Annotated in this window: 18 protein-coding genes; 4 read left to right on the top strand and 14 right to left on the bottom strand. The window is 36.4% G+C overall.

All coding sequences use genetic code 11. The features are described 5' to 3' along the window. Nucleotides 1-11 precede the first annotated feature (11 nt). On the bottom strand, nucleotides 12-500 hold the full coding sequence (gene accB, locus A6J74_RS23565; protein ID WP_000472854.1) for an acetyl-CoA carboxylase biotin carboxyl carrier protein: 489 nt from the start codon (nucleotides 498-500) through the stop codon (nucleotides 12-14). Nucleotides 501-970: 470 nt separating this feature from the next. Here accB and A6J74_RS23560 point away from each other — a divergent pair, with 470 nt between their 5' ends. Continuing rightward, the gene (locus tag A6J74_RS23560) at nucleotides 971-1,165 is read left to right on the top strand and encodes a hypothetical protein (RefSeq protein WP_000638008.1); all 195 of its coding nucleotides are present in this window, start codon (nucleotides 971-973) and stop codon (nucleotides 1,163-1,165) included. Between the two features lie 125 nt (nucleotides 1,166-1,290). Here A6J74_RS23560 and A6J74_RS23555 read toward each other — a convergent pair whose 3' ends face one another. From A6J74_RS23555 to A6J74_RS23515, 9 genes are read right to left on the bottom strand one after another with little or no spacing between them, the layout of a single operon-like run. Beyond that, nucleotides 1,291-1,950: a SpoIIIAH-like family protein gene (locus A6J74_RS23555; protein ID WP_000914719.1), complete on the bottom strand. Its 660-nt coding sequence runs from the start codon at nucleotides 1,948-1,950 to the stop codon at nucleotides 1,291-1,293. Nucleotides 1,951-1,965: 15 nt separating this feature from the next. Further along, complete coding sequence (gene spoIIIAG, locus A6J74_RS23550; RefSeq protein ID WP_000368888.1) at nucleotides 1,966-2,628, bottom strand: stage III sporulation protein AG; 663 nt, start codon at nucleotides 2,626-2,628, stop codon at nucleotides 1,966-1,968. Beyond that, complete coding sequence (gene spoIIIAF, locus A6J74_RS23545) at nucleotides 2,618-3,250, bottom strand: stage III sporulation protein AF (protein WP_001161043.1); 633 nt, start codon at nucleotides 3,248-3,250, stop codon at nucleotides 2,618-2,620. The genes spoIIIAG and spoIIIAF overlap by 11 nt, the downstream gene beginning before the upstream one ends. A 12-nt stretch (nucleotides 3,251-3,262) precedes the next feature. Next, complete coding sequence (spoIIIAE, locus tag A6J74_RS23540; RefSeq protein ID WP_000944633.1) at nucleotides 3,263-4,435, bottom strand: stage III sporulation protein AE; 1,173 nt, start codon at nucleotides 4,433-4,435, stop codon at nucleotides 3,263-3,265. Between the two features lie 10 nt (nucleotides 4,436-4,445). After that, a complete protein-coding gene (gene spoIIIAD / locus A6J74_RS23535) occupies nucleotides 4,446-4,829 on the bottom strand; it encodes a stage III sporulation protein AD (RefSeq protein WP_077393170.1) in 384 nt (127 codons plus the stop codon). Between the two features lie 23 nt (nucleotides 4,830-4,852). After that, nucleotides 4,853-5,056 (bottom strand): stage III sporulation protein AC, encoded by a 204-nt coding sequence (gene spoIIIAC, locus A6J74_RS23530; protein WP_000020914.1) that lies wholly within the window; start codon nucleotides 5,054-5,056, stop codon nucleotides 4,853-4,855. 14 nt (nucleotides 5,057-5,070) lie between these two features. Further along, a complete protein-coding gene (spoIIIAB, locus tag A6J74_RS23525) occupies nucleotides 5,071-5,586 on the bottom strand; it encodes a stage III sporulation protein SpoIIIAB (protein WP_015000953.1) in 516 nt (171 codons plus the stop codon). After that, a complete protein-coding gene (spoIIIAA, locus tag A6J74_RS23520) occupies nucleotides 5,580-6,506 on the bottom strand; it encodes a stage III sporulation protein AA (protein ID WP_000665879.1) in 927 nt (308 codons plus the stop codon). Before spoIIIAA ends, spoIIIAB begins: the two co-directional genes overlap by 7 nt. Before the next feature lie 27 nt (nucleotides 6,507-6,533). Beyond that, on the bottom strand, nucleotides 6,534-6,815 hold the full coding sequence (locus A6J74_RS23515) for a YqhV family protein (RefSeq protein WP_000816054.1): 282 nt from the start codon (nucleotides 6,813-6,815) through the stop codon (nucleotides 6,534-6,536). A 191-nt stretch (nucleotides 6,816-7,006) separates the two neighbouring features. Between A6J74_RS23515 and A6J74_RS23510 the strand changes: the two genes are divergently transcribed. Together A6J74_RS23510 and A6J74_RS23505 are read left to right on the top strand one after the other, a co-directional pair. Further along, the gene (locus A6J74_RS23510) at nucleotides 7,007-7,585 is read left to right on the top strand and encodes a GNAT family N-acetyltransferase (RefSeq protein ID WP_001164996.1); all 579 of its coding nucleotides are present in this window, start codon (nucleotides 7,007-7,009) and stop codon (nucleotides 7,583-7,585) included. Then, nucleotides 7,566-7,886 (top strand): hypothetical protein, encoded by a 321-nt coding sequence (locus A6J74_RS23505; protein ID WP_000866179.1) that lies wholly within the window; start codon nucleotides 7,566-7,568, stop codon nucleotides 7,884-7,886. Before A6J74_RS23510 ends, A6J74_RS23505 begins: the two co-directional genes overlap by 20 nt. A 34-nt stretch (nucleotides 7,887-7,920) precedes the next feature. Here A6J74_RS23505 and efp read toward each other — a convergent pair whose 3' ends face one another. Genes efp through A6J74_RS23485 form a run of 4 tightly spaced genes read right to left on the bottom strand, consistent with a single transcriptional unit; the run spans nucleotide 7,921 to nucleotide 10,547 of the window. Continuing rightward, entirely contained in the window at nucleotides 7,921-8,478 is a 558-nt protein-coding gene (efp, locus tag A6J74_RS23500; RefSeq protein ID WP_000626519.1) for an elongation factor P, read from the bottom strand. A 21-nt stretch (nucleotides 8,479-8,499) separates the two neighbouring features. Next, complete coding sequence (pepQ, locus tag A6J74_RS23495) at nucleotides 8,500-9,561, bottom strand: Xaa-Pro dipeptidase (protein ID WP_000411034.1); 1,062 nt, start codon at nucleotides 9,559-9,561, stop codon at nucleotides 8,500-8,502. 4 nt (nucleotides 9,562-9,565) lie between these two features. Further along, a complete protein-coding gene (gene aroQ / locus A6J74_RS23490) occupies nucleotides 9,566-10,006 on the bottom strand; it encodes a type II 3-dehydroquinate dehydratase (protein ID WP_000735144.1) in 441 nt (146 codons plus the stop codon). Between the two features lie 52 nt (nucleotides 10,007-10,058). Beyond that, a complete protein-coding gene (locus A6J74_RS23485; protein ID WP_000076902.1) occupies nucleotides 10,059-10,547 on the bottom strand; it encodes a YqhR family membrane protein in 489 nt (162 codons plus the stop codon). Nucleotides 10,548-10,791: 244 nt separating this feature from the next. Between A6J74_RS23485 and A6J74_RS23480 the strand changes: the two genes are divergently transcribed. After that, on the top strand, nucleotides 10,792-11,712 hold the full coding sequence (locus A6J74_RS23480) for a DUF1385 domain-containing protein (protein WP_000797102.1): 921 nt from the start codon (nucleotides 10,792-10,794) through the stop codon (nucleotides 11,710-11,712). Nucleotides 11,713-11,768 lie beyond the last annotated feature (56 nt).

The following is an 11,768-nucleotide window of genomic DNA, read 5'->3' as shown; positions in this document are numbered from 1 at the left end:
AGACTCCCTTATTACGCTTTCACAAGAAATAGCGGTTGTCCATACTCAACAAGCTGTCCGTTATTAACAAGAATCTCAACAATTTCGCCCTCTACATCAGCGTCAATTTCGTTAAATAACTTCATAGCCTCGACAATACATACGATAGAATCTTTCGATACCCTGTCTCCAACACTTACATATGGAGGTGTATCAGGTGAAGATGAAGAATAGAATGTACCTACCATTGGTGAGGTAATCTTATGTAGGTTTTCATCTTGAACAGCTTTCTTCTCTTCTTGTTTTGGTGCTTCTACTTGCGCTGCCGCTACTGCTGTTTCAACTTCAACAGATGCTACTGGTTGCATAGCTTGTTTCGCTACAGGTGCTTGCATCGCAACAACTTCATTACCACGCTTTTTCATTTTGATTGTTGTACCGTCTTTTTTGTATTCAAATTCATCAATATTAGAGCTATCAATTAATTTAATTAATTCACGAACTTCTTGAATTTTAAACATGTAAAATCCACTCCCATACTCTTGTTTGTCCCGTTTTTACAGATTCTCATCACTAACACTAGATTGACTGTAAAAATACGATGTATTCTATTAGAAAATTTATTTTATTTACTAATAGAAATATTTACTATTTCCATCTTACGATAAATTTTTTAAACATTCCAATTTATATTTCTTTATAATAAATCGAAACTCCTGTAAAAATATTATTCCAATAAAAAATTTATTACCTAGTAATAATACCAAGTTTCACACGAAATTGGCAAGACCACTTCCTAAAAAACATTCCTTACCTTTTCAAAATGCTACACAGTAAACATATAATTGCCGCTCCACTCTTCACCACATCTATGGTTCATAACATATTTTTACCAAATATTATTTTTTTGTTTACACGCCGTTCATCATTCCTTCATATAAGAATAGTATGTTCAAAGTGTAGAAAATATATTGTATCGAGGTGTGGACATATGATATGGCTCATGCTCTTCTTACCTGCCGTAATGGTTTGGGCATTCGTTCTCTTCATCCACGTCAAATCTGGAAAAAGTAATCATCATCACCATGAACCGCTAATTTTTTATTCACAACGTATTTCTCCATTCCGAGTTGAACATAGTAAAAACACATACAAAGACGAAATAGAAAAAAGCTATCGAAAGTGATAGCTTTTTTCTATTATTATTTTTATCTAATTATTTTGAAGTACTCTATGTTCTTATTTACAAACAATGCGATTAGTAAAAATTAATAATCCGTGGGGGAAATCCCCCACGGATTAAAATTCTACTTATTTTGCTGATGGATCAAATTTCACACCTACATCTTTAGAACCGCCTTCACTTCTTACAAGCTGTATAATTTTATTCGCTTCTTTTTGTGAATGTTTCGCTGCCTTCACTGTTACTCTAATGTCAGTTCCATCAGCTCTTACAAGGGCATCTTTATATCCTCCTTGAGCTTTAATAACTGTTTCAAGTAAACCTTCTTTTGTTTCCATTGTAGCGATTGCATCCATACCATCTTTCGCCTTACTTCTTTCTTCAGCAGTAGCGTTAGAAGACTTTATTACATTTTGTAATTTTTCTCTTTCAGCACTACGCTTATCTTCCATTTGCATACGTAAAGCTGTGAAATTCTCATCACTCGATTGAACTGATACATTCCCCTCTTTTTTACTTGTTTCTTTTTTAGCATTTTCTTTTTTATCTGTCTCTTTATTTGTTGTCTCTTTATTTGGTGTTTCCTTGCTTGGAGTTTCTTTTGTTGTTTCTTTATTTGGCGTTTCGTTTGTTACTGCTTTGTCAGTACCTTGTTTTTCTTGTCCAATCTTTTCACCTGTTGCCGGCGATGCTGTATTCATTTTGTCAGGAGTTGTTACGTAATACACAGATAGTACAACAACTAAACTTAACATTGTTAATAGCCAAACCGTTTGTTTTTTTAACACTTTATTTCCTCCCTATCAATTTTTCGGTGAAACTGAAACACGATGGGCTGGTACATCTAGCAGCCTTATCACAGCTTCTTTTACCATTGCTTTAACTTGTATATTATCCACTCCTTTTGCTACGACGAGAACACCTCGTACTTTCGGTTTCTCTGTCCGTAAAACAACGGGAGTTTCTTTATCACCTTCACGTATAATGACAGTCTTTTCATCAAGAGACTCGTCCTCTACTTCCCTCTTACCGCCTGTTTTATCTGTTTCACCTGTTGTTTGTGAGCGTTTCACTGTATTTTTTTCTAAAATTTTTTCTTCAGATGAATCTAAATTCACCTTAATCGTTACGTCTTTTACTCCTGCTATTTCTTCTAAAGCAGCTTTTAATTCTTGTTCATACGCTTTTTCATATTTTTCTACATTTGACATACTATCATTACTTTTTTGTCCGAAAGTTGGTACGTCTTTTTCTTGGTTTTGAGTTTTTTGTTCTTTAAATACAGGTACTTCTTCTTTTTTACTTGAAAAGAGACTACTAGAAAACATAAGCAAAATTCCAAGTATGAGTAGGACAAGTAAAAACTTAGGTGTTACCTTTTTCCCCTTCTCGTTGCTTTCTTTTTGATCCCCATTCAATAAGTTTCGAAAAAATGAGAACTTCGAATTTTTATCTTTATTGTCCATTTACTCTACCTGTCCTCCCTTCCGTTTGAACTTGGATTTGTTTATTCTCTAGTTGCCACCTGCTTGAAAAGAAATCTTTCATTTCTACATTCGTTTCTTCTACCTTTTTTGGAGGTTCATTCGTATTAATTTCAATTGGCTTTACTGTTTCAATTGCGTCATTTTTACTGCGTTCTTTTTCCTTCAACGTCACAACAACAGATTGAATATCTTTGGCTGACTTTACTTCTTCTACCCTTTCCGTTGCGACTATTTGTATTTCAGAGACTGTCATACCATACTTTTTCTCAAACTCTTTTCCTACTTCTTTTTTCATTTTGGTAGCCATCTCTTCTAAACTATATGCACGTGTTAGAGCTTGTATTTCTTTTTTCTTCGAATCTATTGAATTTTTTACAGATCCCTCTGCTACATACTTTTCTTCATTAAAATTTGCGATTACTTCATTTACATCTGTTTGCAACAGTTTAAAAAGAGGTGTTAAAATTAATACAACTAATAGTAGACTTACGACGAATTTAACGTATTTTTGCAAATTCGAGTTTGGAAGAATAAGATGAAGCATTGTCGCTAAGAGTAAAAAAACGATAATATTTCTAATCCACTCTGTAACAAATTGCATACTCTTCACCTCCTATCGCATCATAAGCGTAATGTTCCCCGCAGCAATAATAATTGTGATACTTAAAAAGAACATAAATGATACGATAGCTAAGCAAGCAAACACGTAAATGATGCTTCGTCCAATGATATCTAAACATTGAATAATTGCTCCTCCGCCAACTGGTTGCAATACTGCTGCTGCGAATTTATAAATAAACGCGATACAAAAAATTTGAATCGCTGGAAAAGCGACAATTAAACATAAAATAACGAGCCCTATAATTCCGACTGTATTTTTTAATAACCCCGACGCACTAATAACAGTATCCGCTGCCTCTGTAAACATCCTTCCAACTACAGGAATAAAGTTCCCTGTTACAAATTTAGCAGTTTTCACAGCTATCCCATCAGCAACCGCTGTCGCTGTTCCTTGTACAGATAATACTCCTAAAAAAATCGTTAAAAAGATCCCGATAATCCCAACGCTAACGTTTTGCAGAAGCTTGGACAATTTCGTAACTTTATATTGATCACTCATCGTACTTACAATACTTAATATCGTTGCAAGTAATAAAAGTGGTAGAACGATGTAATTCATAAGAAGCCCACTCGTATTCATTAAGAAAATGATAATCGGATGAAAAAACGATACAGATACAACACCGCCTCCAGTTGCTATGAGTGCAAGCAAGATTGGTAATAGCGCTAATATGAAATCTACCATTGTTTGTATCGTTTCTCTTGCATATGTCATAACCACATAAAAACTATTTAATGCAAAAATAATAAGCACCATATATACAACTGCATCGGCAATTTTACTTACACTACTCTTTGAAAAGGCAGATTGCAGTGATTGCAACAATGCACTAAAAATTGTGAGCATAATGAGTGTTCCAAGTAGCTTTCCATTTGCAGCAAGCTCGTGAAACAAATATTTTAATAAACCTAGCATCCATTCTTTTATAGAGAATTCTTTTTCTCCCTTTACAAACTCCATAAAGCTTCCTTTTTGACTCTCTGGTAAATAACCTCCATATTTTGTAACAAGCCCGTCCCAAAATTGCTTCACATCTTCAATTCCGAGCTTATCCAATTGTTGATCAACGACGTTTGTTTCTACAGGAGAAGCTTGTACAACAACCGGTAAAGAAAAGAAAAGGAAGCAAGCAAATAGCAGCTTAGCTCCAAACTTCCTCAACATTCACTCCCCCTTATCCCGTCGGTAAAAATCCGAGAATAGTTTCAATTACGACTGTCAAAATAGGAATTGCCATAACGAGAATTAAGATTTTACCAGCTAGTTCAATTTTCGAAGCGATTGCACCTTGCCCAGCATCTTTTGTAATTTGCGCTCCAAACTCAGCGATATAAGCAATCCCAATAATTTTCAGTAACGTTTCTACATAGACGTTGCTAACTTTCGCTTCACTCGCTACTCTCTCAATCATTTGTAAAATAGAGTGAATTTGATCGATTAAAATAAGAAACATTACGCTACCTACAAAAACAATAAATAACGATGTAATGCTAGATTTATGCTGATTCAAAACAGCTGCTAAAAACGTAGCAACGAGGCCTAATCCGACAATTTGTATAATTTCGATTCGAACCGCCTCCTTTACTGGAAGAGAAAGACACTTTTAATCTTGTCGAACAACGTATTAATTAAAAATGCAACATGGAATAGAATGACGACAAAACCGACAAGGATAACCCAATTTGCAATATCCTCTCGTTTTAATTCTTTTAATACGGTATGAATGAAAGCTAAAACAATGCCGATTCCGGCGATTTGAAATATTAATCCAACATCAATGGACATCGCCTTTCTCCCTCCTATAGCAGTAAAATTACGATAAGTAGCCCCGCTAGTACCCCTAAGCTCTTAATCATTTTTTCATATTGCAGTTGTAACGCTTTCGCTTCTTCTTCCTCTCTCTCTAAATGTGTAATACATAATCGAATATGTTTTTGTTGTGATTCACGATCATGTTGTCCAAGTGTTTCACCAAATTGCTGCAAGATTTCATACTCGGTTTGTTGAAATGCTGTTAACTTCCAATTCTCTTTCAAACTTTCTATCCAAGCTTCCCTTACTGTTTGTTCCCCGTTTTCTAGTTTTTTGGCGAAACTTTGAAATATCCAATTTAATGGCTTGGGCATTTGTTTAACTAATCGTTCGGCGGCTTCAGATAAAGGTGTGTGCCCATACATAATTTCTGCCTCTAATGATTGGAGTGCCGATTTTAATAGTCTAAGTTGCCGCGGCCTCTCACTATATCTTTTTGCGTATGAAAACCCGAAAAAAGTGCTGACCGCAACGATTAACACTGCACCAATTATTTTCACCATACGCCCCCAGCCTTTCGATTCGGTAGTACTGGTTTTCCATATCTATCTTTCACTTGCATAACTGTTCCTGGGCCTCTTGCTTTTGATAACTCCACAAACCTATCAAATATGCCAAGCTCCAGCACTGCCTGTAGCGATGGACGTTTCACAACATCATCATAAGAAAACCCGTGTGCACTTATAAAAAGCTGGACCCCTGCATGCACCGCCTCCATAATTGCTTCACTATCTTCTTTACGTCCAATCTCATCTACGATCAAAACATCTGGACTCATAGAACGAATCATCATCATCATTCCTTCAGCCTTTGGACATGCGTCTAACACATCTACTCGTGTACCAAATTCATACTGAGGGATTCCTTTCACACATCCAGCAATTTCTGACCGCTCATCAACAATCCCCACTTTGCAAGAAGGAATTTTCGACGTACCAACCCCTTGACTCATGCAACGTGCTACATCTCTTAAAAGTGTCGTTTTCCCCGTTTGCGGCGGGCCAATTACCATCGTGTTTAACCATCTTGATTCATACAAATACGGCAAAAGCGGCTCAGCTATTCCTATTTTTTGACGAGCAATACGAATATTAAATGAAGAGACATCACGAATCATTTTCACTGTACTTTTCTCTGTAATGACTTTTCCCGCTAGGCCAATTCTATGTCCTCCTCGAAGTGTCACATACCCACGTTTCAATTCCTCTTCCATCGTATAAATTGAGAATTGACTTAACTTATTCAATAAGTAACTTGCATCTTCTGCTGTAGCGATATAGTCATAAAAAAACACCTCTCCATGCGCAATACACTCTAGCGGTCTTCCAATTCGAACACGAATTTCCTCTAAAGTATTGTATTGCTTACAACTTTCAACTAACTGTTTCATCATTTTTGGTAAAACCTCTAATACTTCTTTCATAGGCTTCTCCCCACTATACTCGACTTACTATTTCAACAATGCGATAAAAATGCAGCCAATTCCAAGTGCCAGAAAAAAGAGTTTCAAGAAAGAAATTTCGCTCGCTACACTCGCTATGCCTATTGTCATTGTTAAAATTAATACGGTCGGTCCAACAAACGCCAACATACCATTTATAAACAATGCTTTCTTCGCATCATTCACGTAAAGCATAAGCAAAGCGGCGAATATTTCCGCGCTACCCGAAAACAACCGAAGTAACCCCATTACGAGCACGGATGTTTCCATTGCCGCTAGCCACTGTTTCATTCTCCCACCTTCTCCCGTAACGGTTACGAATTCTACATTCCAAAAAAGAATATATTTGTACAACCATATGCAGAGGTTGTCTATTTCAGAAGTAAAAACATAATTTTTCTCTAACACCTTTATTTAAATCTGAATATTCGTGTTTTTTAATGGTATATTATGGTATATTTAATTTAAAAGGGGTATAGACGATGCAGCACGTTACTTTATTACCACTTGATTTACGCTATGCAAATGTGCTTTTTGAGCTATCAAGTGAACCACACGTAAAAAATGCATTAGGAATACAGGTAGAAAAAGTCGAAGACACGAAAGCATTTCTTCTTTTTGCAATAGAAGAAGAGCGCCAAAAGAAGTCTTTATCGAGAAAGATTGTAAATGAAGAGAATGAAATACTTGGCCTCACCACACTTAAACATATTAATTATGGGAAGAAACAATCTCACATTGGTAGTTGGCTTGGCTATCCATATTGGGGTAAAGGGTATAATGAGGCAGCTAAAAAAGAAATCTTTAAAATCGCTTTTTTAGACTTACAACTTACATACGTATTCACTGGTGCTAAAACGACTAACATTCGCTCGTTAAAAGCACAAGAAAAACTACCTTACATTTCATTGCATGTGAAAAACAAGTTTCCAGGCGAACATGCTGCACTGGAGAAAGAAGTAAAATCACCTTGCGTACTGCATGTCGTATCGCGTAAGAAATTTTTAAATTGGCTGGACGTACAAAATGAGGGGGGAAAATATGAAGGTTTTGAAAATTAGTTTAACAATTGTAGTAGAATTAGCTCTTATTTATCTTTTTTCATTATTGGTCGGTTGGTCATTTATAGAGACCTTTTTCCTTGGCAGTCTAGCAATATTTGCAATTATGTGGTTAATTATTATGAGTAACCATAGAAATAACATTACAGATCACGCAATAAGTAAAACATTAACTGGTGTTGAGACTGGTGAAATAAAACCATTTCAATTCATTTTCACACCATATATAGCGGGTACTCTTTCACTTGTTTTAGTTAGTTTTGTTGTCACCGCAATTTACTATATGCCCTATTTTCTATAAAAAAGCACTCGTGATAATCACGAGTGCTTTTTTACTATGCACGAGAAACGTATTTACCTTCACCAGTGTTGATGATAAGCATTTCGCCTTCGTTAATGAAGATTGGTACTTGTACAACAAGACCAGTTTCTAATGTAGCTGGTTTTGTTACGTTAGAAGCTGTGTCACCTTTAATACCAGGCTCTGTTTCTGTAACTTTTAATTCAACTGTGTTCGGAAGTTCAACACCAAGTACTTCACCTTGGTATGTCATAATAGATACTTCCATGTTTTCTTTTAGGAATTTTAATTCGCGCTCGATTTGGTTTTCACCAAGTTCGATTTGCTCATAAGTTCCGTTATCCATAAATACATGAGCCTCACCGCTCGCGTATAAGTATTGCATACGACGGTTTTCGATGTGTGCTTTTTCTACTTTTTCACCTGCACGGAATGTTTTCTCTTGAACAGAACCTGTGCGAAGGTTACGTAGTTTAGAACGAACGAATGCAGCACCTTTACCTGGCTTTACGTGTTGGAAATCAAGTACTTGCCAAAGGGCATTGTCCACTGAAATTGTTAAACCTGTACGAAAATCGTTTACTGAAATCATGTAAAAAAATCCTCCTGTGTATTACAAAATAATAAGTTCTTTTGGTGATTTCGTAATTACTTCATTACCTTCACTCGTTACAATGATATCATCTTCAATACGTACGCCGCCAATACCTGGAATATAAATACCTGGTTCTACTGTTACAGCCATACCTGGTTCAAGTACTGTATCAGAACGGAACGCTAAACCTGGCGCTTCATGGATTTCAAGGCCGATTCCATGACCAGTAGAGTGTCCAAAGTATTCACCATATCCTTTTTCCGTTATGTAATCACGCGTTAATGCATCTGCCTCGCGGCCTGTTAAACCAGCTTTAATACCGTTTACACCACGTAATTGTGCTTCTAAAACGACATTATAAATTTCTTTTAATTTATCAGATGGTTCACCGACTGCAATTGTACGAGTAATATCAGAACAATACCCTTTGTAATAAGCGCCGAAGTCTAATGTAACGAAATCTCCTGTTTCTATCACTTTTTCAGATGCCACGCCGTGCGGTAATGCCGAACGAAGACCTGAAGCAACGATAATATCAAACGAAGAAGATGTTGCTCCTTGTTTTCTCATGAAAAATTCAAGTTCATTTGACACTTCAATTTCAGATACTCCCGGGCGAATGAATGATAGAATATGCTCAAAGGCAGCATCTGCAATCTGTGCAGCTTCCTTTAATATCTTAATCTCTGAATCAGTCTTTATCAAGCGTAACTTTTCTACAAGCCCAGAAGTCGGGATAAATTCAGCTTCGATCGCCTCATTATGCGTTACGTAAGAGCTATATGTAAGAGTATCCTGCTCAAAGCCAAGCTTTTGAATTCCAAGTTCTTTCACTTGCTTTGCAACTTCATCAATAATTAATCCTGCATGCTGCACGATTTCATATCCAACAGCTTGTTTACTAGCCTGCTCTACATAACGAAAATCCGTAATAAATTGAGCACGCTCTTTTGAAATAAGTACAACCCCAGCTGTTCCAGTGAAGTTAGCCATGTATCTACGACTATGTTCATTTGTTAATAAAATACCGTCGATACCAGCCTCAGCAAATGCGCTTCTTAATCTTTCGATTTTCTCCATGACTTTATGCCTCCCTTAATTTCTCCATTAATGCAAATAACGCTAACTTATAGCCATAAAAACCAAATCCAACAATTTGTCCTGCACAAACAGCCGCCGTCACAGATTCGTGACGGAACGATTCACGCTGGTGAATGTTAGAGATATGTACTTCAATAACAGGAATCGAAATGCTCGCAATTGCATCTCGAATTGCATAGCTATAATGCGTAAATGCTCCAGGATTTAAAATGATCCCTTCATATATATCTTCAGCCTCATGAAGACGATCGATAATCGCACCTTCATGATTCGATTGGAAACATTCTAACTCCACTCCCATTGTTTTTGCTTCTTGCTTCATATCTGCTTCAAGTGTCGCTAACGTGCCCTTTCCATATACATTTACCTCACGAACACCGAGGCGATTTAAGTTAGGACCGTTTACGAGGAGTAACTTTTTCATATTCTTAAAACTCCTTAATATTAAATATCTATACAACATTTTAACATAGGAGTTACTTATTTGAATAGTTCGTCTTCTCTTCTCCTTCTTGCTCCGCTTTATTACTATTTACTGCGTAAGAAACAGAGTATGCAATAAACACACCATACAATATAAAAATACATATTGTCGTCACAATCGTCTCTTTCGGCAAATTGAACGCACTTTTAATAACAGGTGCCATTAAACCCATTCCGAAAAACAGTAACGCCCACCAAAATAGCCCATAAATAATCCCTGGAATGATTCCTTCAAATTTCGCCAAAAACGCTTTATACAAAAAGGAAATCAAGATTGAAAGAAGTCCCATGCAAACAATTCCTGACAGATTGCCCCATATCCCTTCTTTCCAACTCCCAAACGCAAATGGTAACAGTAAATAATTAGGTCCCGCTTCCGTGAATGAAAATATATGAAGGAAATACCATATTCCTCCCCAAAAAATTCCACCAAACAAACCGATTTGCACATAATTCCTTGTTCCTAATTGTTCTTGACTCACATCAACACCTCCGCTCAATAGTATGCCCGAAACTATTTTGAAGCATGTTTAAATACTGCGAAATTTGTCTATAAAAAGAATAAGAAATGTCCGACTCTCGTAACATTTTCTCTTGTCATATACTTGTATTTGTCGATAAAATAAAGGAAACTCGGTGATTGTCTTATTTCAAAACGACAGAACCCAGTATGACAATTGCCTCTTTTTCTACATAAGAGAGAAACAAATACAGGTTGGTGTTAACATGGCAGAAGAGTCAAAACAAATATATGGCGGGCAAGCAGTCATAGAAGGAGTTATGTTTGGCGGTAGAGAATATACTGTTACAGCGGTTCGTCGTAAAGATAAATCGATTGAATTTTATCGATTACCACGCGTTCGTAATAAAGCATTATCTATCCTAAAAAAAATTCCATTTTTACGAGGTATTGCCGCCATTGTGGACGCAAGTGCGAATGGAGCAAAGCATTTAAACTTCGCTTCAGAACGATTTGATGTCCACCCAGAAGATGATGAACAAATTGCAAATAAAAAAGAAGAACAATCAAAATTAACGATGGTATTAGGAGTTGCAGCAGTTGGCGTTTTATCTTTCATATTCGGTAAAGTCATTTTCACAGCAGTTCCTGCACTATTAGCTGAATTAACGAGACCGATTTTCCCATCTCATACAGGGCAAATCATTGTCGAAAGTGTCATTAAGCTCATGCTACTATTGAGCTATATATACTTTATTTCTTTAACCCCACTTATTAAACGGGTATTTCAGTATCACGGTGCAGAGCATAAAGTAATTAATGCTTATGAGAATAATCTTCCTATGACTGTAGAAAACGTCCAAAAGCAAACCCGCCTCCATTATAGATGTGGTAGTAGCTTTATTATATTTACAGTCATTATTGGAATGTTTGTTTATTTCCTCGTTCCTACAGATCCACTTTGGGCACGAGTAATAAACCGAATTTTATTAATTCCAGTCGTTCTCGGCATTTCGTTTGAAGTACTACAATTTACGAATCGATTGCGAGACATTCCTGTATTACGCATACTTGGATATCCCGGATTATGGCTGCAACTATTAACAACGAAAGAACCAACAGATGATCAAGTGGAAGTAGCTATTGCATCGTTTGAAGAATTATTACGTTTAGAAAACAAACAATAATTATTTAAAAATGGTGTTCAACTCCTCTCCTCATCGTTAATATACTAATTTTAATA

Source organism: Bacillus sp. FDAARGOS_235 (assembly GCF_002073415.2).
Lineage (GTDB): Bacteria > Bacillota > Bacilli > Bacillales > Bacillaceae_G > Bacillus_A > Bacillus_A toyonensis.
Note: the sequence above shows the minus strand (reverse complement) of the source record. Positions and strands in the feature narration are given on the sequence as shown.

Bases quoted from the DNA above. Each gene is read 5' to 3' on its own strand.
- accB (WP_000472854.1), bottom strand. From the start codon at position 500: ATGTTTAAAATTCAAGAAGTTCGTGAATTAATTAAATTAATTGATAGC.
- A6J74_RS23560 (WP_000638008.1), top strand. From the start codon at position 971: ATGATATGGCTCATGCTCTTCTTACCTGCCGTAATGGTTTGGGCATTC.
- spoIIIAG (WP_000368888.1), bottom strand. From the start codon at position 2,628: ATGGACAATAAAGATAAAAATTCGAAGTTCTCATTTTTTCGAAACTTA.
- spoIIIAF (WP_001161043.1), bottom strand. From the start codon at position 3,250: ATGCAATTTGTTACAGAGTGGATTAGAAATATTATCGTTTTTTTACTC.
- spoIIIAE (WP_000944633.1), bottom strand. From the start codon at position 4,435: ATGTTGAGGAAGTTTGGAGCTAAGCTGCTATTTGCTTGCTTCCTTTTC.
- spoIIIAC (WP_000020914.1), bottom strand. From the start codon at position 5,056: ATGTCCATTGATGTTGGATTAATATTTCAAATCGCCGGAATCGGCATT.
- spoIIIAB (WP_015000953.1), bottom strand. From the start codon at position 5,586: ATGGTGAAAATAATTGGTGCAGTGTTAATCGTTGCGGTCAGCACTTTT.
- spoIIIAA (WP_000665879.1), bottom strand. From the start codon at position 6,506: ATGAAAGAAGTATTAGAGGTTTTACCAAAAATGATGAAACAGTTAGTT.
- A6J74_RS23515 (WP_000816054.1), bottom strand. From the start codon at position 6,815: ATGAAACAGTGGCTAGCGGCAATGGAAACATCCGTGCTCGTAATGGGG.
- A6J74_RS23510 (WP_001164996.1), top strand. From the start codon at position 7,007: ATGCAGCACGTTACTTTATTACCACTTGATTTACGCTATGCAAATGTG.
- A6J74_RS23505 (WP_000866179.1), top strand. From the start codon at position 7,566: ATGAAGGTTTTGAAAATTAGTTTAACAATTGTAGTAGAATTAGCTCTT.
- efp (WP_000626519.1), bottom strand. From the start codon at position 8,478: ATGATTTCAGTAAACGATTTTCGTACAGGTTTAACAATTTCAGTGGAC.
- pepQ (WP_000411034.1), bottom strand. From the start codon at position 9,561: ATGGAGAAAATCGAAAGATTAAGAAGCGCATTTGCTGAGGCTGGTATC.
- aroQ (WP_000735144.1), bottom strand. From the start codon at position 10,006: ATGAAAAAGTTACTCCTCGTAAACGGTCCTAACTTAAATCGCCTCGGT.
- A6J74_RS23480 (WP_000797102.1), top strand. From the start codon at position 10,792: ATGGCAGAAGAGTCAAAACAAATATATGGCGGGCAAGCAGTCATAGAA.